This is a genomic window from Sphingomonas kaistensis (genome assembly GCF_011927725.1).
Taxonomy (GTDB): Bacteria; Pseudomonadota; Alphaproteobacteria; order Sphingomonadales; family Sphingomonadaceae; genus Sphingomicrobium; species Sphingomicrobium kaistense.
On record NZ_JAATJC010000001.1, the window covers coordinates 2,644,087 to 2,664,874 of the forward strand.

Here is a 20,788-nt window from a genome sequence, read left to right on the forward strand (position 1 = left end):
TTAAAGCGAGCCCTGGCTGAGGAAGTAGATGACCGCGATGACGATCGCCGCGAGGACGGCAAACTTCACGATGCCGGCGATAAACCGAAACGCAAGAAAGGCGAGCAGCAGCCCGACCAGGATGACGACGATGCTCACGCGCCTTCGCCCGCCTCGGCCCACATCGGGCGATAGTCGTAGTTGCGCTCGGTCATCTTCTTGAGGCTGGTCGGTCCGCCCTCCGGGCAGCTGGTCTGCCGCCCGATCTGCGAGCCCGGCTTGACCGGACGCCCGGCCGCCAGCGCGTCCAGCACGGCAGTCATGCTCTCTTCAGTCAGATCCTCGAAATTGTCGTCGTTGATCTGGACCATCGGTGCATTGGCGCAGGCGCCCAGGCACTCGACCTCGGTCAGGGTGAACAGGCCATCGGGCGAGGTCCCGCCCTTCTTCATGCCCTTGGCATAGCAGGCCTTGAGCACGTCGTCGGAGCCGCGCAGCATGCACGGCGTGGTGCCGCACACCTGGACGTGGAATTTGCCCACAGGCACCAGGTTGAACATGGTGTAGAAGCTGGCGACCTCCATCGCGCGGATCGGCGGCAAGCCGCACTCCGCCGCGACGAACTCGATCACCGGGATCGGCAGCCAGCCCTGCGTGCCGGTTTCGGCGCCGACTTGGCGCTGGGCGAGGTCGAGCAACGGGATCACCGCCGACGCCTTGCGGCCTTCGGGATATTTGGCGAGGGCACGCGCGGCCTCGGGCGCATGCGCCTTGTCCCACGCGAAAGCGCTCCAGCGCTCGCGCAGTTCGGGGACGTCGGGGGCGAAGTGACGCTCGGCCATTAGCGGTCACACTCCCCGAACACGATGTCCATCGCGCCGAGAACGGCAGTCGTATCGGCCAGCATGTGACCCTTCATCATGAAGTCCATCGCCTGCAGGTGGCTGAACGCGGTCGGCCGGATCTTGCAGCGGTAGGGCTTGTTGGAACCGTCGGCGACCAGATAGACGCCGAACTCGCCCTTGGGACTTTCGGTCGCGACATACACTTCGCCCGCCGGCACGTGATAGCCTTCGGTGTAGAGCTTGAAGTGGTGGATGAGGGCCTCCATCGAGGTCTTCATCTCGGCCCGCTTGGGCGGGAACACCTTGCGGTCGCTGCTGCCGATCTCGCCCTTTGGCATCTCGTTCAGGCACTGGCGGACGATGCGCCAGCTCTGCCGCACTTCTTCGACCCGGACCATGAAGCGATCGTAGCAATCGCCGCGCGTGCCGACCGGCACGTCGAACTCCATCCGGTCGTAGACCTCGTAGGGCTGGCTCTTGCGGATATCCCACGGAATGCCCGAGCCGCGGATCATCGGGCCCGAGAAGCCCCAGGCGATCGCGTCTTCCTTGGTGACCGTGGCGATGTCGACGTTGCGCTGCTTGAAGATGCGATTGTCGGCGACCAGGCTGATCGCGTCCTCGAACAGGCCCAGGCGCTTGTCGAGGAAGGTGCCGATCTCGTCGAAGGTCTTGGGAGCAATGTCCTGATGGACGCCGCCGACGCGGAAATAGTTGGCGTGCATCCGCGCGCCCGACACGCTTTCGTAGATCTGCATCAGATCTTCGCGCAGCTCGAACATCCACAGGTTGGGCGTCATTGCGCCCACGTCCATGACATGGCTGCCAAGGTTCAGCATGTGGTTCTTGATGCGGGTGAGTTCCGCCATCATCACCCGGATGTACTGGGCGCGGATCGGCACCTCGAGGCCCATCAGCTTCTCGGCCGCGAGCACGAAGCTATGCTCCATGCACATCGGCGAGCAGTAATCGAGGCGATCGAAATAGGGGATCGCCTGCGCGTAGGTCTTGTATTCGATCAGCTTCTCGGTGCCGCGGTGAAGCAGGCCGACGTGCGGATCGCAGCGTTCGACGATCTCGCCGTCCAGTTCCATGATCAGGCGCAGCACGCCGTGCGCAGCCGGGTGCTGCGGGCCGAAATTGATCGTGTAGTTCTGGATCGATTCGTCGCCGGGATTCTGGTCGCCCAGTTCCGGCATCACGCCGACTTCGACGCGGGTGGTCTGGCGCTTCTCGTCGACGACGACGCCATTCTCTTCGCTGATAGCCATTATTGCGCCTCCCCGCCGTCGCGGGTCACGTTCTTGCTGACGGGCACCGGCTCGTCGGTATCGGTGGCCTTGCCGCCCACTTGCGCGGACTTGGCGCCATTATCCTTGCGCGCTTCGGCATGGGCCTCGGCGGCACCGGCGGTCTTCCGGTCTTCGTTGTCGGTATTGTACGGCTTCTCGCCGCCGCGCGGGCCGGCGCCCTTGCCAGCCTCAACCTTGGGCGGATCGGTCCTGGCGGGCGCAGGCGACGGCGCGCCGGGCGCTTCGGGTTCAGCCTTCTCGTCGCCCGGCAGGCGATATTCGGGCCCGTTCCACGGCGTCAGGAAGTCGAACGTGCGGAAATCCTGGGCGAGGCTGACCGGCTCGTAGATCACGCGCTTCTCGGCTTCCGAATAACGCATCTCGGTATAGCCCGTCAGCGGAAAGTCCTTGCGCAGCGGATGACCCTCGAACCCGTAATCGGTGAGGATCCGGCGCAGGTCGGCATTGCCGGCGAAGGTCACGCCATAGAGGTCGAACACCTCGCGCTCGAGCCAGCCGGCGACCGGCCACAGGGTGGTGACGGTCGGCACCGGGGTCGTCTCGTCGGTGCGGACCTTGACGCGGATGCGGCGGTTCCGGGTCAGCGACAGGAGGTGGTAATTGACCTCGAAACGCTCGGGATGGTCGGGATAATCGACCCCAGCGATCTCCATCAGTTGCTGATATTCGAGGCCCGGCGTGTCGCGCAGCAGGCGGCAGGCCTCGGCAAGGCCTTCGCGCTGCACGGTCAGCGTGATCTCGTCCGCATGATCCTTGGTGTCGAGGATCAGCGCACCGAGCGCAGCCTGGGCCGCGCCGATCACGCCCTCGTCGGACGCGGTCCTGGGAGCCGAATGGGTCACCGTTCGAACGTCCCCTCGCGGCGGATCTTCCGCTGCAATTGCATGATCCCGTAGAGCAGAGCCTCTGCGGTCGGCGGGCATCCGGGCACGTAGATGTCGACCGGGACGATCCGGTCGCAGCCACGAACGACGCTGTAGCTGTAGTGATAATAGCCGCCGCCATTGGCGCAGCTGCCCATCGAGATGACGTAGCGAGGCTCGGCCATCTGGTCGTAGACGCGGCGCAGCGCCGGGGCCATCTTGTTGCACAGGGTACCGGCGACGATCATCACGTCCGACTGGCGTGGGGACGCGCGCGGGGCGACGCCGAAGCGTTCCAGGTCATAGCGCGGCATGTTGACGTGGATCATCTCCACCGCGCAGCATGCGAGGCCGAAGGTCATCCACCACAGGGAGCCGGTGCGGGCCCAGGTGAACAGGTCCTCGGCGGACGTCACGAGGAAGCCCTTCTCGTCGAGGTCCTTGCCCATCTCAGTCAGGCGGGCATGCTCCGGCGATCCCGGGACCAGGCCATAGGCGCGGGCGAGCTCTTCCTCGGTGGGATAAGGGTTCGCCGCGGGGTCGAGCATCACTCCCATTCGAGCGCTCCCTTCTTCCAGGCGTAGGCAAGGCCGAGACCGAGTTCGGCGAGGAACACCATCATTGCGCCCCAGCCCAGCCAGCCGGTGGTGTCCAGCGTGACCGCCCATGGAAATAGGAAGGCGGCTTCCAGGTCGAACACGATGAACAGGATGGCGACCAGGTAGAAGCGGACGTCGAACTGCGAGCGCGAATCCTCGAAGGCCGGGAAGCCGCACTCATATTCGGTCAGCTTCTCGGCATAGGGCCGGTCGGCGCCGGTGAACTTGGACGCAATGATCGGCGCGATCACGAACAGCAGGCTGAGGCCGAGAGCGACACCCAGGAACAGCAGGATCGGCAGATATTGTGCGGCAACTGAGGCCACGCGAGACTCTCCGGTATTGGTTTGGCCGCGCTCTAGAGCAGGCAATACAAGTAGACAACATCCTGCACCGGCGAGATCGCCCCTTTTGAGAGGGAAACTCCGGGACTTGATGAGGGTTCACCCCGTGAGACGCCCTACAGGAGAATGCGATGCGGACCCTCTGGACCTTGGCCGTGCTTGGCAGCCTGGCTGGAACCGCCACCCCCGCCCTGGCCGACCGCGCCCCGACGGCGAGCGAGCGGACGGCGGTCGAGCGGGTGCTGCGGCAGGCCGGCTTCGTCAGCTGGGAAGAGATCGAGCTCGACGACGACGGTCCGCGCTGGGAAGTGGACGACGCCCGCACCCGGGCCGGTGTCCGTTACGACCTCAAGATCGATCCCCGCACGCTTCGCATCGTGAAGCGCGAGCGCGACGACTAACGGTCGCGCAGTGCTCCCGCGACCAGCTTGTGGAGGCGGCTGTGGAGGTCGCCGTTGGCGGCCAGATACTCGCGCCGCTCCATCATCCGGTCCTGACCGCGATAGTCGGACACGAACCCGCCTGCTTCCTTAACCAGCAGCATGCCCGCGGCGCTGTCCCACGGGTCGAGGTCCTGTTCCCAGAAACCGTCCATCCGTCCCGCCGCGACCCACGCGAAGTCGAGGCTGGCGGCACCGAAACGGCGAATTCCGGCCACTTCGGGCGCGATCGCATTATAGATTTTGGTCCACTGCGCCGAGTCCGAGCGGCCGAGGTGCGGGATCCCGGTCCCGATCAGGCTCTCGTCGAGGTAGCGGCGGGCCGACACCCTGAGGCGCCGGTCGTGAAGCCAGCTTCCCCGGCCCTTCTCGGCCCAGAAGGTCTCGTCGGTCAGCGGCTGGTAGACCAAAGCATGGGTGATGTCCGGCTGCCCGTTAGGCTTCTTCTCCTCGACCGCGATCGAGATGGCGAAGTGCGGGATTCCGTGGAGGAAGTTGGTGGTGCCATCCAGCGGATCGATGATGAAGCGCGGCTTGGCGGGGTTGCCGGCGATCTCGCCGCCTTCCTCGAGCAGGAAGTTCCAGTCCGGACGCGCGGCCTTGAGCTCGCCGAGGATCGTCTCCTCGGCCTGCTTGTCGGCCATGGTCACGAAATCGCCCGGCCCCTTCTTGGAAACCTGCAGCTCGGCAACCTCCCCGAAGTCGCGGCGGAGCTTGGGAGCTGCCTTGCGGGCGGCCTTTTGCATGACGGCGATCAGGCCGGAATGGGTAACCACTGAACTACCTCGGTTCTTGTTCGATCAGTCCGCGCGGCGGACGTAGGTCTGCTCGTAGACGTCGACCACGATCTTGGTGCCCGCGCCGATGTGCGGCGGCACCATCACACGCACGCCATTGTCGAGCACGGCGGGCTTGTAGCTGGACGAGGCGGTCTGCCCCTTCACCACCGCGTCGGCCTCGACGATGGTCGCCTCGACGGTGTCGGGCAGCTGCACGCTGATCGCTTCCTCGTCGTACAGCTCCATGACGACGTCCATGCCGTCCTGCAGGAACGCCGCGGCGTCGCCGAGCAGGTCGCGCGGAAGCGTCGTCTGGTCGTAGGTTTCCTTGTCCATGAAGACCAGGCCGTCGCCCTCGGCGAACAGGAACTGGAAATCCTTGGTGTCGAGGCGTACGCGCTCGACGCTTTCGGCCGAGCGGAAGCGGACGTTGTTCTTGCGGCCATCGCGCAGGTTCTTGAGCTCGACCTGCATATAGGCGCCGCCCTTGCCGGGCTGGGTGTGCTGGATCTTCACCGCACGCCAGATGCCGCCTTCATACTCGATGATGTTGCCGGGACGAATTTCCACACCGCTGATCTTCATGGACCCGCTTTTCCGCTTCTACAGGTTGAAAGAGCTTGGCCGGAACGAGCCCGGTCGAGGCGCCGCCCCTACCCGCGTTCTGCTTTTCCGGCAAGCTGCGGGTAGGGGTTGATCGGGGCACCCTGCCACCAGCGCTCGCCCGGACTCATCCGGTAAATGGCGTAATGGAGGTGGGGTCCCGACGGACTGGCGTTGCCGCTGATCCCGACGGTGCCGATCGGGTCCCCGCGGCGGACCCGCTGCCCTTCCTTCAGTGCCGGCGCATAGGAATCGAGGTGGGCGTAATAATGCAGCCACTGCCCATCGGGCGAGCGGACGTAGGCGGTGATTCCGCCTCCGCCGTGCGAGAAATAGAGCTTCTCGACGGTGCCTTCGGTCGCCGCCACCACCGGGGTGCCGCGCGGCGCCATGATGTCGATCGCATTGTGGACGCGGCTGCCTCCACCCCGGCTGGCGGTGTAGGTGTCGGTCAGCTGGTCGGCGCGGACCCCGGCCACCGGGATCGCCAATCCGGACGGGGCGACGATCAGGGGCCCTGACGGCCCGCCGGCCCGCCGCGGGACGCCGCGACTGCTGTCGACACCGACCTTTTCGGCGGATTCGGCGAGGATCGCGACCGCGGCATTGGGCGGATCCGCCGTCCGCGACACGTTGCGCCACCACAGCCAGGCACCAAACGCCAGCAAGGCGAATACCACCGCATTGCCGAACAGGCTAAAGCGGCTGACCCTCATCCCGCTAGGCCTGGAAGATCGCCGTGAAGCCGGGCTTCATGATCCGGCTGAGGCGGATTACGTCCCAGTTGGCGAGCCGGATGCAGCCCGAGCTCTCGGCCCGGCCGATGGTTTCGGGCGAATTGGTGCCGTGAATGCCGTAATGCTCCTTGGTGAGGTCGAGCCAGGCGATCCCGACCGGACCGTTCGGTCCGGGGGGCAGCAGCTCCTCCTTGTCGTTCGCGTCGGTGCCGTTGAGCAGTTCCGGCTGGAACTTGAACGGCGGCTCGAAGGCATAGGTTGTCACCTTCCAGCGCCCGATCGGAAGCGGATATTTGGACGAGCCCATGGTCACCGGAAACTGCGCCACCAGCTTGCCGGGATTGTCGTCGAGCTTCGGCGCCGGCCCGGGGTTGGAATTTGTGCTGAACTCGCCCTTGGGCACCTCGCCCTGATAGACCCGGAGAACGCCCTCCGACTTGTCGACCACGATGAAGTCGCCCCTGGGCTGGCTCGCGTCGACGTTGAAGAAATTGAGCAGGCGGCTCTGCTTGTCGTCGACCGCACCGGCATAGTCCCGCGAGGACGGAAGGATATTGGGCAGCCGCAGCACGGCTCCCTGCCCGATCGCCTTGTCCGGGCCGTTCAAGGCGACGATCGTCCGCGGCGTGGTGTGGAACCGCTCGGCCAGTTGCTCCAGCGCATTGCGGTAATGCAGCCCGTCGAGCTTGGCCTGGTCGGCGGCTTCCTCCGGGAAGGGATAGGTGAACGGGCCGCTCAGGTCGTTGGCGCCAAGCCGGAGCATCCGGGTCGAGGGCCGGCTCAGCTGAAGCAGCGCTGCGCGGGTGGCGCCGTCCAATTCCCCCGTCACCGGCAGGCCGCGGCTCTGCTGGAAGCCCTTGACCGCCTGCGCGAACACCATGCCCTTCTTGCCGTCGATCACCCCGCTCGGGAAACCGGCGGCGTCGAGCAGAACCTGGGCGTGGAAGATGGTGCCATCGATCGGCGAGCCGGGAGTCCCCGGAGCGACCCACGGGCGGGCGGCGGCCTGGCCGTTGGCCGGGGCGGCCGAAGGCTGCTGCGCAAGGGCGTGACCGGCGGCGGCAAGCCCGGCGCCGGCAGCGAGAAGAAGGACGAGCTTACGCATGAACAGGCACCTCGATGAGCAATAGGGTTGCAGCCCGTAACGACCAAGGCGCGGCTTCTTTCCCATTGTCCACGGAAACGCCGGCCGGCTTTCTCGTTGGGCGGTGATGTTTCGGGCCATTCTCTTCGACGTCGACGGCACCCTGGTCGACAGCAACCAGTTTCATGTCCTCGCCTGGGCGGAAGCCTTCCATGCCGCGGGGCACGATTTCCGGCTGGCCGACATCCACGCCCAGATCGGCAAGGGCACGGACAATTTCGTGCCCGCCTTGCTTCCCGACGCCAGTGCGGAGGAGATCGAGAAGCTGGCCGCTGCGCACCGGGCGCTGTTCGCCAGGCTCTACATGCATCGGCTGAAGCCCTTCCCCGGTGCGCGCCAATTGCTCCAGCGTTGCCGCGACGAAGGGCTGAAGGTGATGCTCGCGACGTCGGCCAGCGGGCGCGAACTGGAACGGCACCTCGACGTGCTCGACGCGCGGGGAATCGTGGACGGCTGGACCAGCGCCGACGACGTCGGTCACTCCAAGCCTTGTCCGGACCTGTTCGAAGCGGCGGCGCAAAGGATCGGCGTCGCACCGGACGAGGCACTGGTCGTGGGCGACTCGCCCTATGACATCCGGGCCGCCGGCGCGGCTGGCATCCGCGCCGTCGCGGTCCGTTCCGGGCTGTTCGACGACGAGGCGCTGGCGGGCGCGATCGCGATCTACGACAATGTCGGCGACCTGCTCGACCGCTTCGATGAAAGCCCGCTCAGCGGCCGGTCAGCCACCGGCGGGCAGGTTGCCCGGCCCTAGCGGCTCCGCTTGAGCAGCGGCTGGAACGCCGCGATCACCTGCGCCGGGTCTGCCGATCCCCACACCGCGCTGCACACCGCGAGGAAGTCTGCGCCCGCTTCCACCAGCGGCCGGCCATTGTCGGGCGTGATCCCGCCGATCGCCACGCAGGGCAGTTCGAACAGGGTGCCCCACCAGCCAAGGATGCCAAGCTCCGGCACGTGGCTGACGGTTTTGGTGGCCGTCGGGTAGAAGGCCCCGAACGCGACATAGTCGGCGCCCTTCTCGCCCGCCTCCATCGCCAGGTGGCGGCTGTCGTGGCAGGTGACGCCGATCTGCGCGGTCGGCCCCAGCAACGCCCGTGCCTCGCGCGGGTCGCCATCCTTTTGCCCGAGGTGGACGCCGTCCGCGCCAAGCCGCTTGGCCAGCCCCATGTCGTCGTTGACGATGAAGGCTACCTCATGGTCGGCGCAGATCCGCTGCAGCGGCTCGGCCGCCTTGGCGAGGGCGTGCTGGTCGACGCCCTTCACCCGCAACTGGAACGCCGCCACCCCGCCCTTCACCAGCGCAGCGCTCAGACGGTCGGGAAAATCGCCTCCCACCTCTTGCGGGCTGATCAGGTAGAGGGACGCGTCGCCCCGGGATTCTCCGTGGAAGCGCTCGGCAAAGCCTTCCACCGTCAAGTCGTCATCATGGTAGATCATCGCGCCGCCCTAGCGGACCAGGCGGCGGTCTCCAACGGCTGCGCTCCAGAACAGCGCGGCGGCGATCAGCCACAGGAAAGCGAAGAAGGAGCTGAAGCGGGCGCCGCGCAGGTCGACGCCCATGCCGCCGAGCGCGAGGCCGAGCTGCACCGCGGCGGCCAACGCCATGATGATCGCCGTCCGGCGCGGATCGAACCGGACGGCGACCGCGGCGGTGAACGCCAGCAGCGGAACGCCCATGAAGAACAGATTGTAGGGATTGTCCTCCGACCCGATCATGCCGACCGCCAGATTGGCCCAGACGGTCATGAAGGCGGTCAGCACCGCCACTACGGAGCCCAGGCGGAAGGCGTTGCTCCCCGAACGCCGCACCAGAAACTCGATTCCAAGCCCGACACTGCCGAGCATGATCCCCATGAGAATGAAATCAGAGGCGGTCCAGGGGAAGCGAAAGATGGCTGGTAGCGAGAGCAGGGTCGCGAGGGTCCCCCACATGGCGAGGCGCCACAGGGCAGGGCGTCGGCCGGTCGAATTGCTCATCTTCGTCACTCCGGGGAAAGGTTGCGATGCTTGAACCCTGCCCTGCCCTTCTGCTCAAAGGCATGAGGAAGGGGTGAGCATTTGCTGAGCGGGATGAGCAATGAGGTGCTGGAATTCGGCGGCTTCCGACTGGAGCCGTCCGAGCGGCGCCTGACCCGCGATGGCGCCGCGGTGGAGATCAGCGGCCGTTACCTCGACGCGCTGTTGCTGCTGGCCGGGCGTGCGGGCGAGCTCATCACCAAGGATCGCTTCATGGCCGAGGTGTGGCGCGGGGTGCCGGTCACCGACGAGGCGCTGACCCAGTGCATCCGCACCCTGCGCAAGGCGCTGGGCGACGAGGCCGGGCGACCGCGGTTCATCGAAACCGTCCCGCGGCATGGCTATCGCTTCGTTGCCGAAGTGCGCGGGTCGGGAGCCGGCCGCGAGCCTGGCCCGGATCGTGATAAAGCTACCGGCGCCAGTCCACCCGGACATCCTGCTGGCGAGCCGATAGCCCGCCAGCCTCAGACGGATCCATCTGCCTCCTCTTTCACATCACAATCACCCCGATCGCAGGTGTTGCTGCTTGGCGCTGCGGGGCTGGTCGGCGGGGCGGGCGCCGGGCTGGTCGGGGGCATCGGCTATGGCCTGATCGCGGCGACGGAACCGCCTCCCGGCACCGGGGCGATCTCGATCCTGCTGGTGATGACCTGCCTGTGCGTCCTGATCGGCCTGATCGGCGGTCTCGGCGTGGGCGGTGGAAGCGCGCTCGGGCGGCTGGTCGCCCGCGGGCGGCTGCTTCCGCTGATGGTCGGCGGCGCGCTCGGCGGGCTGGTCGTGGGGTCATTGGGCCGGCTGATCGGGCTGGATGCCTTTTCGCTGCTGATCGGCAGCCGCCCGCTTGCGATCACCGGTGGAAGCGAAGGGCTGATCATCGGCGCGATTGCCGGCGCAGGCCTGTGGCTGGCCGAGCGCGATGTCGCCGCCCTTCCCTCGGCCACTGCCGCCAAGGGCGCCCTGCTAGGCGCGGGTGCGGGGCTGCTGGTGACGCTGGGCGGCGGCAAGATGATGGCGGGAAGCCTCGCTGGGCTGGCCGCGGTTCACCCGGACGCGCCGCTCGGGCGCTTGCTGGCGGAACTGTCGCCACCTTTGCTGCTGGTGGCCGGGGCGGTGGAGGGGGCGATCTTCATCGCCGCCCTCACCCTTGCCTTTGCGCTGGTAATGCGGAGCCGAAGCGCCGCCGGGCGCTAAAGTCAGGCCACCGAAGCGGCGTGGATTTCGTCGATCGCGGTGCCGAGCGTCTTGTCGAATTCCTCATCCGACTGTCCGTGGCGAAGGTCGCTGAGCAGTGCGCGGCTGAAGCTGGCGATCATGCCGGGGTTCTGCGCCAGCTGCTCGCAGGCTTCCGAGCGGCTGAACCCGCCCGACAGGGCGACGACGCGAAGCACGCGCGGATGATTGGTCAGCGGTTCGAACGTACCGGCCTTGGCCGGAATCGAGAGCTTGAGCATGACCTGCTCGCCCTCGGGCAAGCGGTCGAGGTGGCGAAGGATTTCCTCGCGCAGGATCACGTCGGACGCGCCGCGGTCGGCGCTCTTGATGTTCACTTCCGGTTCGATGATCGGCACCAGGCCGTGGCGCAGGACTTGGATCGCCACTTCGAACTGCTGTCCGACGACCGCGGAAATGCCCGCTTCATTGGCCTGGTTGATGACCGACCGCTCCTTGGTCCCGAACACGCCGAGGCCCTTGGCCCGGGTCAGCAGCTCGTCGAGGCCGGGGATCGGCTTCATCAGCTGGACGCCGTCGCGCTCGTCCTCAAGGCCCTTGTCGATCTTGATGAAAGGAACGATCCCGCGCTCGGTCAGCGCGGTCGGGGTCGGACGCCCGTCCACCTCGCCGTCCATGGTCTTCTCGAACAGGATCGCGCCGATCACCTTTTCGCCCGAGAAGCAGGGTGAAGTGATGATCCGGCTGCGCATCTGGTGGATCAGGCCGAACATCTCCTCGTCGCCCGAATAGGCGTCTTCCTCGACGCCATAGCCCTTGAGCGCCTTGGGGGTGGACCCACCCGACTGGTCGAGCGCCGCGATGAAGCCCTGGCCGGCGGCGATCTTGTCACGCATATCGTTGAACTGCATCGATTATCCTCTTGGCTGCAGGAGTGCGGAGACGCCCGGAAGGTCGCGTCCCTCCATCCACTCCAGGAATGCCCCACCGGCGGTTGAGACAAAGGTGAAATCGTCCGCCACGCCGGCATGGTTGAGCGCCGCCACCGTATCGCCTCCGCCGGCGACCGAAACCAGACTGCCGTCGGTGGTCAGCGCGGCGGCGATGCGGGCGAGCGCCACGGTGGCGGTGTCGAACGGCGGCGTCTCGAACGCGCCGAGCGGACCGTTCCAGACCAGGGTCCGGCAGGTCTTGAGCGCGTCGCCAAGCGCCTCGACCGCCGACGGCCCGACATCGAGGATCATCTCGTCCGCGGCGACCTCATGGACGTTGACGGTGCGCAAGGACGGCGGGTTGGCGGCGAATTCCCTGGCGACCACCACGTCGTACGGCAGGTGGACGGTGCAATCGGCCTTGTCGGCGGCGTCGAGGATCGCCTCGGCCTGCCCGGTCAGCTCATGCTCGCACAGCGACTTGCCGACATTCACGCCCCGCGCGGCGAGGAAGGTATTGGCCATGCCGCCGCCGATGATCAGGTGGTCGACCTTGCCGACGAGGTGCAGCAAAACGGCGAGCTTGGTCGATACCTTGGCCCCCCCAACCACCGCCGCGACCGGCCGCTCGGGCGAACCCAGCGCCGCTTGCAGCGCCTTCAGCTCGGCTTCCATCGCGCGCCCTGCGAAGCTCGGCAGCAGGTGGGCGACGCCCTCGGTCGAGCTGTGGGCGCGGTGGGCGGCGGAGAATGCATCATTGACGTAATAGTCGCCGAGCGCAGCGATTCCGCGGCTGAGCTCGGGGTCGTTCTTCTCCTCGCCGGCGTGGAAGCGGGTGTTCTCCAGCACCGCAATCGAGCCCGCGGTCATGGTCGAGATCGCCCGCGCCGCATGCTCGCCCTGGCAATCCTCGACAAAGCGGACCGAGCGACCGGTGAGGTCGGTCAGCGGCTTCACCAGCAGCGCGGTCGACATGTCGGGGCGGACCTGCCCCTTTGGCCGGCCGAAATGGCTCAGCAGCAGGACGATGGCGCCGCGGTCCGACAGTTCGAGGACCGTCGGCAACGCCGCCTTGAGCCGCGTCGCATCCGACACCGCGCCATCCTGCATCGGCACGTTCAGGTCGACGCGGACCAGGACACGCTTGCCGGTCAGGTCGTTCGGCAGGTCGTCGAGGGTGTGGAAGTCGGGCAAGTGGCGCTCCAGTTCCCCTCCCGCTCGAGGGAGGGGTGAGGGGTGGGTGTACCGGCGGAAAGCGGACGCCCTGCCCGCCGGCCCCTCCCGCAAGCGGGAGGGAGGACGGTCAGCCCAGCTTGGCCATCGCCGCGGCAGTGTCGACCATGCGGTTCGAGAAACCCCATTCATTGTCGTACCAGCTGACCACGCGGACCAGCTTGCCTTCGAGCACGGCGGTTTCGAGGCTGTCGACGGTCGAGCTGGCTGGCGTGTGGTTGAGGTCGATCGAGACAAGGGGATCGGTCGAATAATCGAGGATGCCCTTGAGCGGACCGCTCTCGCTCGCCGCCTTCAAGACGCCGTTCACCTCGTCAAGGCTGGTGTCGCGCTTGGGAGTGAAGGTGAGATCGACCATGCTGACGTTGGGCGTCGGCACCCGGATCGCCGATCCGTCGAGCTTGCCCTTGAGCTCGGGCAGCACCTCGCCGACCGCGCGGGCGGCGCCGGTGGTGGTCGGGATCATGCTCATGCCCGCAGCGCGCGCGCGGCGCATGTCGGAGTGGATCTGGTCGAGGATCTTCTGGTCGTTGGTGTAGGCGTGGATGGTCGTCATCAGCCCGCGCTCGATGCCGATGGTGTCGTTCAGCACCTTGGCGATCGGGGCGAGGCAGTTGGTGGTGCAGCTCGCGTTGGACACGATCTTGTGCTCGGCGGTCAGCTTGTCGTGGTTGACGCCATAGACCACCGTCAGGTCGGCGCCCTTGGCCGGGGCCGAGATCAGGACGCGCGTGGCGCCGGCCGCGAGATGCTTCTCGCCGCCATCCTTGTCGGTGAAGAAGCCGGTACACTCGAGCGCGATTTCGACGCCGTGTTGCTTGTGCGGCAGGTTCGCCGGGTCGCGCTCGGCGGTGACAGCGATACGCTTGCCGTTGACGATGATGGCGTCGCCCTCGGCGGTCACTTCGCCCGGGAACTTGCCGTGCACGCTGTCGCGCTGGAACAGCCAGGCGTTGCTCTTGGCGTCCGCCAGGTCGTTGATCGCGACCAGCTCCAGCCCGCAGTCCGGACGCTCGAGAATGGCGCGGGCGACGAGGCGGCCGATGCGCCCGAAACCGTTGATGGCGACCTTTGTCATCGTGTCTTCATTCCTCTTCTTCGTTCGCCCCGATCATCATCGAGAGGCGCTCTCGCCCTGGCTCGACGCCAATGGCGCGGGTGATCAACTGGGGTGCGCTTCGACCTCGGCCTGGTCGGCCGGGCGGGCGGTCTCGTGGCGCGGCTCCGGGGCCATCTCGTCCAACCGCGCCAGCACCTGCGGCACGATCTTCTCCACCGTCAGGCCGAAGTGATCGTAAAGATCCTTGGCAGGGGCGCTTGCGCCGAAGCCGTCGAGACCGAAACGCAGCCCCTGCACCATTGTCAGGCGCTCCCACCCGAAGGTCGTCCCGGCCTCGATCGAGACGCGCAGTATCTGTTCGGGCGCGGCGCTCGGCAGCACGGATTCGCGGTAGCTCTCCTCCTGCGCCTCGAACCGGCGCCAGTTGGGCAGACTGACGACACGGGCCGCGACGCCCTCCCCGTCCAGCTTGTCGGCAACGTCGAGCGCCAATTCGACCTCGGACCCGGTGGCGATCAGGATCACCTTGGGATCGGCGCACTCGCGCACGACGTAGCCGCCGCGCGCCGACAGGTTGGAGTCCGCCTTGCCGGTCCGCACCGGGCGGAGGTTCTGGCGCGACAGGCACAATACCGACGGACCGTCCTGCTCGAGCGCATCGGCCCACGCTTCCGCCGTCTCGACCGCGTCGGCCGGCCGCCACACCTCGAGGTTCGGGATCAGGCGCAGGCTCTGGATATGCTCCACCGGCTGGTGCGTCGGACCATCCTCGCCAAGCCCGATCGAATCGTGGGTCATGACATAGACGACCCGGGCGTTCTGCAGCGCCGACAGGCGCATCGCGGCGCGGCAATAATCGGAGAAGACCAGGAAGGTGCCGCCATAGGGGATGACACCGCCGTGCAGCGCCATGCCGTTCATCGCCGCGGCCATGCCGAACTCGCGGATGCCGTAATAGACATAGCGGCCCGAATAATCGTCGGCGGTCAGCGGGCCGGTCGACTTGGTCTTGGTGTTGTTGGAGCCGGTAAGATCGGCCGAACCGCCGATGGTGGCGGGCACCGCGACATTGACGACTTCCAGCGCCATCTCGCTCGCCTTGCGGGTGGCGACGGTGGGCGGGTTGTCGAGCAGCGCGTCGAGATAGGGCTGCAGCCAGCGTCCGTCGGCCTCACCGGCCATGCGGCGGGTGAATTCGTCGGCCTTGCCGCTGGCGGCGAGGCGCTTCTCCCACGCGGCGCGCTCGGCAGCGCCGCGGCTGCCGGCCTTGAGCCAGGCATCGCGGACGTCGGCAGGGATCGTGAATTCCTGCGGTTCGAGGCCGAGGCCCTTGCGGGCGGCTTCGACTTCGGCCTTGCCGAGCGCGGCACCGTGAGTGGCCGAGGTGCCCTGCTTGTTGGGTGCGCCGTAGCCGATGATCGTCTTACAGCGGATCAGGCTCGGCCGGTGGTCGGCATGGGCCTTTTCAAGCGCCTGCGCGACCTTGCCCGCATCGAGGCCGTCGCACTCGATGGTGTGCCACCCGCTCGCCGCGTGACGCGCCATGACGTCTTCGGAGCGGCTGAGTTCGGTCGATCCGTCGATGGTGATCTTGTTGTCGTCCCAAAGGACGATCAGCCGGCCGAGCTTGAGGTGACCGGCAAGGCCCACCGCCTCGTGATTGATGCCCTCCATCAGGCAGCCGTCGCCGGCGATGACATAGGTGCGGTGGTCGACCAGATCGTCGCCGTAGAGGGCATTGAGATGGCGTTCGGCGATCGCCATGCCGACCGCGGTCGCAAGGCCCTGCCCGAGCGGGCCGGTGGTCGTCTCGACCCCGGTGAGCTCGAAATTCTCCGGATGGCCGGCGCAGGGCGAGCCGAGCTGGCGGAAGCGCTTGATCTCATCAAGCGTGGGATGCTCGTAACCGGTGAGGTGCAGCAGCGCGTAGATCAGCATCGAGCCGTGGCCGGCCGACAGCACGAAGCGGTCGCGGTCGGGCCACTTGGGATCGGCCGGATCGTACTTCATCACCTTGGTGAAAAGCGCGGTAGCGGCGTCCGCCATGCCCATCGGCATGCCCGGATGGCCGCTATTGGCGGCCTCGACCGCGTCCATGGCCAGTGCCCGGATGGCATTGGCAAGACGGCGCTGGGTCGGCTGCATCATCACTCCGCTGTTCGTAACGGCGACGCACCGGAGTCGGCCGCGCCGGTAGTGCGGCCCCTTTGGGCGGTGAGCCGTTGAGCGTCAACACCCGCGCCGCTTGGCAGGTCCCATCAAGAGGCATAGGTCAGGGCCATGACACAGGAAGCATTGGAAACGGCACTGACGCGGGCCGAACGCGCGCTCGCCCGGATCGAACGGGTGGCCGAGCAGGTCGGCCGGCGTGGCGATGGCGAGGAACGGCTGCGCGAGCGGGTCCGCACGGCAATCGCCGAACTCGACCAGATCATTCGCAAGGTGGAGGCCTGACCGATGGCCGAAATCGACATCGAGATCGCCGGGCGGCGCTACAAGGTCGCCTGCCGCGACGGCGAGGAGCAGAACCTGCGCCACGCCGCCGAGATGGTGGACGCCAAGGGCCGCGAGGCACTGGCCGGGCTTGGCGCCCTGTCCGAAAGCCGCACCCTGCTGTTCGCCTCCCTGCTGCTGGCCGACCAGTTGATCGACAAGCGCGGCGTCGCCACGCCCTTGCCGACCATGCCGCCTGACCCGCAGGTCGTGCGCCGGGTCGATGCGCTGGCCGAGCGGCTCGAGCTTCTCGCGTCCAAGCTTGAGAAAGAGGTCGCAAGCGCCTAAGTAAGACAAGACGGGTACTGCCTGGCACGCGCCTCATGAAATCCCTGAGGCTATTCCCGATCCATGGGGGCTGTCCCTGGCTGGTTCGCTAAGGTCTCTTAGAGGTCCGGCACACATGGCTCCCACCTGACGTTACAGGCGTCAGAGGATTACAAGGCTCCGACCTATGGTGGTCCCGTCAACCTCCTCTCCCGCCGACAAGACCGCGCTGCGGGCCGCGCTACGTGCGCGGCGCAGGGATTATGCCGCAAGTCTGCCGCCAGAGACCCGCACGTTGCTGGAAGACTATCTGACGGCAGCGCTCGAACCCTTGCTGTTCGCCGCCCGGATCGTCGCAGCCTATCAGCCGATGAAAGACGAGATCAGCCCACTCGGAGCCCTCGCCCGGGCGCGGGCGCTGGGCAAGGCGACCGCCCTTCCCGCCTTTGCGGCGCGCGATTCGCGAATGACCTTTCGCAGCGGCGAGGCGAGCGAGGCGGGCCCGTGGGGACTGCTTCAGCCGCCCTTGTCCGCGCCGCCGGTGCAGCCCGACCTGATCCTCGTCCCGCTGGTCGGCTGTGATCCCCTCGGCAACCGCATCGGCATGGGCCAGGGCCATTACGACCGCGCGCTGGAAGGGCTACGGAACAACGCCCGGCTGGTCGGGATCGGCTGGGAGTTCCAGTTGCTGGACGCGGAAATCGGCGCCGATCCCTGGGACCAGCCCCTCGACGCCTTCGCCTCACCCGCCGGAATCACGGAGTTCAACACCAAGTGAACCACGAAGAACAGCCTCGTCCGCGACCCACCGCCGGCGTGTTCATGATCATCGGGATCATCATCATCTGGTCGATCCTGGTCGCTTCGGTGTCGGACATCGTGACCCGCTGGCCAGCCCTGGTTCAGCTGCTTTTCTATATCGTCGCGGGTGTTGTCTGGATCCTGCCACTGCGGCCGATCCTGCGCTGGAGCGAGACCGGCCGGTGGCGGGCGGACCCGCCGAAACCTTGAAAATCGCGAGTGATTTAGCTACCTCATACACTCTCCCATGACCTCTTTGACCCTCCCCTCCAGCCGGCCCGGCCCGGTCCAGCAGGCCGCAGCCTTGCTCCGTGCCCGTCCGCGCGAAAGCGCCGGCGCCGGTCTGCTGCTGCTTGCGGCCTGCCTGTCGGTGGCGGCGGTGGCGAACGACAGCGGTGCGGTTCCGGTGCGTGCCGAGGCGGTCGCCGCGCCGGCCGCGCCCGCGGTCCAGGACATTACTCCGTTCGCCGTCCGGCAGATCGCTCCGGGCGAAGCGCAGAAGCTGAATGCGGCGATGCCGCTCGCCGGCGGGCCCAATCCCGCTGCCGCGCCGTTCGTGCTGAAGGCGGACAGCAAGACCTATGGCCGGGCGCTCGAATGCCTCACCCAGGCGATTTATTACGAAGCCGCGCGCGAAAGCGAAGACGGCCAGCGCGGCGTTGCGCAGGTGGTCCTGAACCGGATGCGCCACCCCGCCTATCCGGCCAGCGTCTGCGCGGTCGTCTACCAGGGTGCCGAGCGTCCGACGGGCTGCCAGTTCAGCTTCACCTGCGACGGCTCTCTCGCCCGAGCGCCGATGCGCGATTACTGGGACCGTGCCCGCCGCATCGCCGACGAGGCGCTGAAGGGCTATGTCGCCGCGTCGGTCGGCAACGCCACCCATTACCATGCCGATTATGTCGCGCCTTACTGGGCACCGACGTTGACCAAGAATGCGGTGATCGGCGCGCACATCTTCTATCGCTGGCGGGGCAATTGGGGCCAGTCGGGCGCCTTCACCCAGAAGTGGGCGAAGCGCGAGTCCGATCCTGCCTTCCTGCGCAGCGCGGCGCTTGCCGCCGAAGCCCGCTACGCAGCCACCCTGCCCAGCGTCGGCTCGACGGTGGCCGAGGCCCGCCAGAACCTCCCGCCCGAGCTTGCCAAGCTGGTCGAGCCCGAAATCGCCGCTGGTGGCGCCAAGCGCGTCGCTCTGCGCCTCGAAGCGCGTCGCCGGGTCGAGGAAGCCACGCGTGAGCCGCGGCCGGCCGCAAGCGGGTCGAGCAGCCTCAACTGGGGCCTGACCGGCACGCCGGTGGAGGAAGCCGAGCAGGCACCGCTTGGCCGCAAGCCGGCGCCAACCACCGCCGCGAACAGCGCCGGAGCCGCGCCGAGCGCAGCCGAATAGGCAGGCGCACCGGCCGGCCCCGGGGGGCGGCCTGACGGCTTTATCGATGACAGGAAATGGCGCGAGTGACGGGGCTCGAACCCGCGACCTCCGGCGTGACAGGCCGGCGCTCTAACCAACTGAGCTACACCCGCGTTTGGTGTGGGCGGCCAACTAGGAGACAAGCGCGGGAGCGTCAACCGCAATATCGACCGACCGCGCGGACTTTTGTGTCGTGACGCCCCTCAGGCCCCCTGCGCGGTGGCGGAATGCTCCTCTTCCTCCTCCCCGGCATGGGTCAGCGTGCCCTGTTCAAACAGGAAGCCGGCGATGTCAGGGGTTCCGGCCGCGGCGAACACGGTCTTGAGGATGATCAGCAGCGGAATGGCCAGCAAGGCGCCCGTCGTTCCCCACACCCAGGCCCAGAAGCTGAGCGACAGCAGGATGAGCAAGGGATTGATCCTGACCCGCTTGCCCACCACCAGCGGCGTGATGGCATTGGCCTCGACCATGTGCATGCCGACGAAGATCAACGGCGGCAGAAGCGCGGTCCACGGATCGGAGAAGCTGATCAGCCCGCCCAGCGCCAGCAGAAGCGCGGCGGCGATCGGGCCGAGATAGGGGATGTAGTTCAGCACCGCGACGATACCGCCCCACATCAGCGGCGAATCCATCCCCATCCACCACAGGATGCCGGCCACCAGCGCGCCCAGGGTCACGTTGATGAGGGTGATGGTCCCAAGATAGGTGGAGGTCGCCGCCACCACCTGCTGGATGACGCGGGCGGTGGTCAGCGCCCCTTCGAAGCTGCCCCGGCTGGTGATCGTCTGCTTGCGCATCGCGGTCCAGCCGGACAGGAAGAAGTAGATCACCAGCAGCGCGAAGAACAATTGGATCAGCGCGTGCGGCGCGCTGCTGGTCAGCAGGTCGAACATCGAATTGGGCGTCTCGACCTGGACCGTGCGGGCGCCGCCGGTACTGGCGCTCGGCAACTGGTTGAGGATCCGGTCGACGAAGCGTTCGAGATCCTTCACCAAAGCCAGGATCGGCTCCAGCGCCTCGCGGACTCGGCCGATCCGCTCCGGCAGCAGGGCGACCCAGTCGATCGCCGGGATGACGATCGACAGCAGCGCAAAGGCCATCACGCCAAGGAACAGGATCACGCACGACAGCGCGGACAGCGCCGAGGGCAATCCGCGCCGCTCGAACCATTCCAGCATCGGGACCAGGGCGATGGCGATCACCAGCGCGGCGGTCACCGGCAAGAAGAACTCGGCCCCTGCTCGAAGCGCGAAGGGGATGGCGAAAACGAGGCCGATGCCGGCGATCAACGTCAGCGAGGCGAGCAGCCGATCGCGCTTGATCGTGATGTGCTCGGCAAGGACGGCCGCCTCGTCTTCGGCATGATCGGGTCGTGAGGTGGGCGCGTCCATGGCGCCACTCTAGTCAGCCCCGGGTCGCTCCGCCAGCGCTCACTCCGGCCGCATCGAGATGGGGGCCGAGCCGCCCACTGATCGCCAGGAAGAACATTCGGAAATCGCTGAACAGCGACCACAGGGGATAGGTGAAGGTCGCCGGCCGGTTCTTCTCGACGAAGAAATGCGCGAACCAGGCAAAGCCGTAGCCGGCGAGCGGCATGGCGAGCGCCCACCACGCATTGCCGGTCACCAGCAGCGCGACGAAGGCGGCGAGCACCAGCGCGGTTCCGACATAGTGAATCAGGCGTGTGCGCCGGCCCGAATGCTCCCGCAGGTAATAGGGCCAGAATTCGCCAAAGGTCTTGTAGCTGCGCTCTGCCATGGCGGCA

General features: G+C 67.1%; 26 protein-coding genes and 1 tRNA gene. 8 read left to right on the forward strand and 19 right to left on the reverse strand.

Going from position 1 to position 20,788, the window contains the following annotated elements:
• From GGQ97_RS13020 to ndhC, 6 genes are all read right to left on the reverse strand, one after another.
• The gene (locus GGQ97_RS13020; protein WP_168070216.1) at positions 1-138 is read right to left on the reverse strand and encodes a hypothetical protein; all 138 of its coding nucleotides are present in this window, start codon (positions 136-138) and stop codon (positions 1-3) included.
• Positions 135-821, reverse strand: coding sequence for a complex I 24 kDa subunit family protein (locus tag GGQ97_RS13025; protein ID WP_168070218.1), 687 nt, complete (start codon positions 819-821; stop codon positions 135-137). The genes GGQ97_RS13020 and GGQ97_RS13025 overlap by 4 nt, the downstream gene beginning before the upstream one ends.
• Positions 821-2,023 (reverse strand): NADH-quinone oxidoreductase subunit D, encoded by a 1,203-nt coding sequence (locus GGQ97_RS13030; protein WP_168071062.1) that lies wholly within the window; start codon positions 2,021-2,023, stop codon positions 821-823. The genes GGQ97_RS13025 and GGQ97_RS13030 overlap by 1 nt, the downstream gene beginning before the upstream one ends.
• Positions 2,024-2,094: 71 nt before the next feature.
• The gene (locus tag GGQ97_RS13035) at positions 2,095-2,979 is read right to left on the reverse strand and encodes an NADH-quinone oxidoreductase subunit C (protein ID WP_168070219.1); all 885 of its coding nucleotides are present in this window, start codon (positions 2,977-2,979) and stop codon (positions 2,095-2,097) included.
• Complete coding sequence (locus tag GGQ97_RS13040) at positions 2,976-3,449, reverse strand: NuoB/complex I 20 kDa subunit family protein (RefSeq protein ID WP_168071064.1); 474 nt, start codon at positions 3,447-3,449, stop codon at positions 2,976-2,978. The genes GGQ97_RS13035 and GGQ97_RS13040 overlap by 4 nt, the downstream gene beginning before the upstream one ends.
• 98 nt (positions 3,450-3,547) lie before the next feature.
• Positions 3,548-3,925, reverse strand: coding sequence for an NADH-quinone oxidoreductase subunit A (gene ndhC / locus GGQ97_RS13045; protein WP_168070221.1), 378 nt, complete (start codon positions 3,923-3,925; stop codon positions 3,548-3,550).
• A 149-nt stretch (positions 3,926-4,074) separates the two neighbouring features.
• On the opposite strand from ndhC, the gene GGQ97_RS13050 reads away from it, so the two are divergent.
• Positions 4,075-4,344 (forward strand): PepSY domain-containing protein, encoded by a 270-nt coding sequence (locus GGQ97_RS13050; protein WP_168070223.1) that lies wholly within the window; start codon positions 4,075-4,077, stop codon positions 4,342-4,344.
• On the opposite strand, the gene GGQ97_RS13055 is transcribed toward GGQ97_RS13050, so the two are convergent.
• The 4 genes from GGQ97_RS13055 to GGQ97_RS13070 form a co-directional block, all read right to left on the reverse strand.
• A complete protein-coding gene (locus tag GGQ97_RS13055) occupies positions 4,341-5,159 on the reverse strand; it encodes an inositol monophosphatase family protein (protein WP_168070225.1) in 819 nt (272 codons plus the stop codon). The two genes, GGQ97_RS13050 and GGQ97_RS13055, sit on opposite strands and share 4 nt — an antisense overlap.
• Before the next feature lie 24 nt (positions 5,160-5,183).
• Positions 5,184-5,747 (reverse strand): elongation factor P, encoded by a 564-nt coding sequence (gene efp, locus GGQ97_RS13060; RefSeq protein ID WP_168070227.1) that lies wholly within the window; start codon positions 5,745-5,747, stop codon positions 5,184-5,186.
• A 68-nt stretch (positions 5,748-5,815) separates the two neighbouring features.
• Positions 5,816-6,481 carry a M23 family metallopeptidase gene (locus GGQ97_RS13065; RefSeq protein ID WP_168070229.1) on the reverse strand — a complete coding sequence of 222 codons (666 nt, stop codon included), beginning with the start codon at positions 6,479-6,481 and terminating at the stop codon, positions 5,816-5,818.
• A gap of 4 nt (positions 6,482-6,485) precedes the next feature.
• Positions 6,486-7,607 carry a L,D-transpeptidase family protein gene (locus GGQ97_RS13070; RefSeq protein ID WP_168070231.1) on the reverse strand — a complete coding sequence of 374 codons (1,122 nt, stop codon included), beginning with the start codon at positions 7,605-7,607 and terminating at the stop codon, positions 6,486-6,488.
• Between the two features lie 106 nt (positions 7,608-7,713).
• On the opposite strand from GGQ97_RS13070, the gene GGQ97_RS13075 reads away from it, so the two are divergent.
• Positions 7,714-8,400, forward strand: a complete 687-nt coding sequence (locus GGQ97_RS13075; protein WP_168070233.1) for an HAD family hydrolase — start codon at positions 7,714-7,716, stop codon at positions 8,398-8,400.
• Here the strand turns inward: GGQ97_RS13075 and thiE are convergent.
• Entirely contained in the window at positions 8,397-9,083 is a 687-nt protein-coding gene (thiE, locus tag GGQ97_RS13080; protein ID WP_168070235.1) for a thiamine phosphate synthase, read from the reverse strand. The two genes, GGQ97_RS13075 and thiE, sit on opposite strands and share 4 nt — an antisense overlap.
• 9 nt (positions 9,084-9,092) lie before the next feature.
• Positions 9,093-9,623 carry a hypothetical protein gene (locus tag GGQ97_RS13085; RefSeq protein WP_168070237.1) on the reverse strand — a complete coding sequence of 177 codons (531 nt, stop codon included), beginning with the start codon at positions 9,621-9,623 and terminating at the stop codon, positions 9,093-9,095.
• 93 nt (positions 9,624-9,716) lie between these two features.
• Between GGQ97_RS13085 and GGQ97_RS13090 the strand changes: the two genes are divergently transcribed.
• Positions 9,717-10,853 carry a winged helix-turn-helix domain-containing protein gene (locus GGQ97_RS13090; RefSeq protein ID WP_168070238.1) on the forward strand — a complete coding sequence of 379 codons (1,137 nt, stop codon included), beginning with the start codon at positions 9,717-9,719 and terminating at the stop codon, positions 10,851-10,853.
• A gap of 2 nt (positions 10,854-10,855) precedes the next feature.
• Here GGQ97_RS13090 and GGQ97_RS13095 read toward each other — a convergent pair whose 3' ends face one another.
• From GGQ97_RS13095 to tkt, 4 genes are all read right to left on the reverse strand, one after another.
• Entirely contained in the window at positions 10,856-11,743 is an 888-nt protein-coding gene (locus GGQ97_RS13095) for a fructose bisphosphate aldolase (RefSeq protein WP_168070240.1), read from the reverse strand.
• A 3-nt stretch (positions 11,744-11,746) separates the two neighbouring features.
• Entirely contained in the window at positions 11,747-12,958 is a 1,212-nt protein-coding gene (locus GGQ97_RS13100; RefSeq protein ID WP_168070242.1) for a phosphoglycerate kinase, read from the reverse strand.
• A gap of 109 nt (positions 12,959-13,067) precedes the next feature.
• Complete coding sequence (gap, locus tag GGQ97_RS13105; RefSeq protein WP_168070244.1) at positions 13,068-14,075, reverse strand: type I glyceraldehyde-3-phosphate dehydrogenase; 1,008 nt, start codon at positions 14,073-14,075, stop codon at positions 13,068-13,070.
• 84 nt (positions 14,076-14,159) lie between these two features.
• Positions 14,160-16,202, reverse strand: a complete 2,043-nt coding sequence (gene tkt, locus GGQ97_RS13110) for a transketolase (protein ID WP_168071066.1) — start codon at positions 16,200-16,202, stop codon at positions 14,160-14,162.
• 135 nt (positions 16,203-16,337) lie between these two features.
• Between tkt and GGQ97_RS13115 the strand changes: the two genes are divergently transcribed.
• The 5 genes from GGQ97_RS13115 to GGQ97_RS13135 all read left to right on the forward strand — a co-directional run bounded on the left by GGQ97_RS13115 (position 16,338) and on the right by GGQ97_RS13135 (position 19,002).
• Complete coding sequence (locus GGQ97_RS13115; protein WP_168070246.1) at positions 16,338-16,511, forward strand: hypothetical protein; 174 nt, start codon at positions 16,338-16,340, stop codon at positions 16,509-16,511.
• A gap of 3 nt (positions 16,512-16,514) precedes the next feature.
• Positions 16,515-16,838 (forward strand): cell division protein ZapA, encoded by a 324-nt coding sequence (locus tag GGQ97_RS13120; protein WP_168070248.1) that lies wholly within the window; start codon positions 16,515-16,517, stop codon positions 16,836-16,838.
• A gap of 166 nt (positions 16,839-17,004) precedes the next feature.
• Positions 17,005-17,595 (forward strand): 5-formyltetrahydrofolate cyclo-ligase, encoded by a 591-nt coding sequence (locus GGQ97_RS13125; RefSeq protein WP_168070250.1) that lies wholly within the window; start codon positions 17,005-17,007, stop codon positions 17,593-17,595.
• A complete protein-coding gene (locus GGQ97_RS13130) occupies positions 17,592-17,828 on the forward strand; it encodes a DUF2842 domain-containing protein (protein WP_342448537.1) in 237 nt (78 codons plus the stop codon). The genes GGQ97_RS13125 and GGQ97_RS13130 overlap by 4 nt, the downstream gene beginning before the upstream one ends.
• A 37-nt stretch (positions 17,829-17,865) precedes the next feature.
• Complete coding sequence (locus GGQ97_RS13135; RefSeq protein WP_168070252.1) at positions 17,866-19,002, forward strand: cell wall hydrolase; 1,137 nt, start codon at positions 17,866-17,868, stop codon at positions 19,000-19,002.
• Between the two features lie 57 nt (positions 19,003-19,059).
• Here the strand turns inward: GGQ97_RS13135 and GGQ97_RS13140 are convergent.
• The 3 genes from GGQ97_RS13140 to GGQ97_RS13150 all read right to left on the reverse strand — a co-directional run bounded on the left by GGQ97_RS13140 (position 19,060) and on the right by GGQ97_RS13150 (position 20,781).
• Positions 19,060-19,136: transfer RNA gene (locus GGQ97_RS13140), tRNA-Asp, on the reverse strand.
• Positions 19,137-19,226: 90 nt separating this feature from the next.
• Positions 19,227-20,414: an AI-2E family transporter gene (locus GGQ97_RS13145; RefSeq protein WP_168070254.1), complete on the reverse strand. Its 1,188-nt coding sequence runs from the start codon at positions 20,412-20,414 to the stop codon at positions 19,227-19,229.
• A gap of 13 nt (positions 20,415-20,427) precedes the next feature.
• The gene (locus tag GGQ97_RS13150) at positions 20,428-20,781 is read right to left on the reverse strand and encodes an Mpo1-like protein (protein ID WP_168070256.1); all 354 of its coding nucleotides are present in this window, start codon (positions 20,779-20,781) and stop codon (positions 20,428-20,430) included.
• Positions 20,782-20,788: the final 7 nt, after the last annotated feature.

Bases quoted from the DNA above. Each gene is read 5' to 3' on its own strand.
- GGQ97_RS13085 (WP_168070237.1), bottom strand. From the start codon at position 9,623: ATGAGCAATTCGACCGGCCGACGCCCTGCCCTGTGGCGCCTCGCCATG.
- GGQ97_RS13095 (WP_168070240.1), bottom strand. From the start codon at position 11,743: ATGCAGTTCAACGATATGCGTGACAAGATCGCCGCCGGCCAGGGCTTC.
- GGQ97_RS13040 (WP_168071064.1), bottom strand. From the start codon at position 3,449: ATGGGCAAGGACCTCGACGAGAAGGGCTTCCTCGTGACGTCCGCCGAG.
- GGQ97_RS13030 (WP_168071062.1), bottom strand. From the start codon at position 2,023: ATGCCGGAACTGGGCGACCAGAATCCCGGCGACGAATCGATCCAGAAC.
- GGQ97_RS13115 (WP_168070246.1), top strand. From the start codon at position 16,338: ATGACACAGGAAGCATTGGAAACGGCACTGACGCGGGCCGAACGCGCG.
- GGQ97_RS13075 (WP_168070233.1), top strand. From the start codon at position 7,714: ATGTTTCGGGCCATTCTCTTCGACGTCGACGGCACCCTGGTCGACAGC.
- GGQ97_RS13050 (WP_168070223.1), top strand. From the start codon at position 4,075: ATGCGGACCCTCTGGACCTTGGCCGTGCTTGGCAGCCTGGCTGGAACC.
- tkt (WP_168071066.1), bottom strand. From the start codon at position 16,202: ATGCAGCCGACCCAGCGCCGTCTTGCCAATGCCATCCGGGCACTGGCC.
- GGQ97_RS13025 (WP_168070218.1), bottom strand. From the start codon at position 821: ATGGCCGAGCGTCACTTCGCCCCCGACGTCCCCGAACTGCGCGAGCGC.
- GGQ97_RS13150 (WP_168070256.1), bottom strand. From the start codon at position 20,781: ATGGCAGAGCGCAGCTACAAGACCTTTGGCGAATTCTGGCCCTATTAC.
- GGQ97_RS13145 (WP_168070254.1), bottom strand. From the start codon at position 20,414: ATGGACGCGCCCACCTCACGACCCGATCATGCCGAAGACGAGGCGGCC.
- GGQ97_RS13070 (WP_168070231.1), bottom strand. From the start codon at position 7,607: ATGCGTAAGCTCGTCCTTCTTCTCGCTGCCGGCGCCGGGCTTGCCGCC.
- GGQ97_RS13065 (WP_168070229.1), bottom strand. From the start codon at position 6,481: ATGAGGGTCAGCCGCTTTAGCCTGTTCGGCAATGCGGTGGTATTCGCC.
- GGQ97_RS13135 (WP_168070252.1), top strand. From the start codon at position 17,866: ATGACCTCTTTGACCCTCCCCTCCAGCCGGCCCGGCCCGGTCCAGCAG.
- gap (WP_168070244.1), bottom strand. From the start codon at position 14,075: ATGACAAAGGTCGCCATCAACGGTTTCGGGCGCATCGGCCGCCTCGTC.
- GGQ97_RS13125 (WP_168070250.1), top strand. From the start codon at position 17,005: ATGGTGGTCCCGTCAACCTCCTCTCCCGCCGACAAGACCGCGCTGCGG.
- GGQ97_RS13090 (WP_168070238.1), top strand. From the start codon at position 9,717: ATGAGCAATGAGGTGCTGGAATTCGGCGGCTTCCGACTGGAGCCGTCC.
- thiE (WP_168070235.1), bottom strand. From the start codon at position 9,083: ATGATCTACCATGATGACGACTTGACGGTGGAAGGCTTTGCCGAGCGC.
- GGQ97_RS13120 (WP_168070248.1), top strand. From the start codon at position 16,515: ATGGCCGAAATCGACATCGAGATCGCCGGGCGGCGCTACAAGGTCGCC.
- efp (WP_168070227.1), bottom strand. From the start codon at position 5,747: ATGAAGATCAGCGGTGTGGAAATTCGTCCCGGCAACATCATCGAGTAT.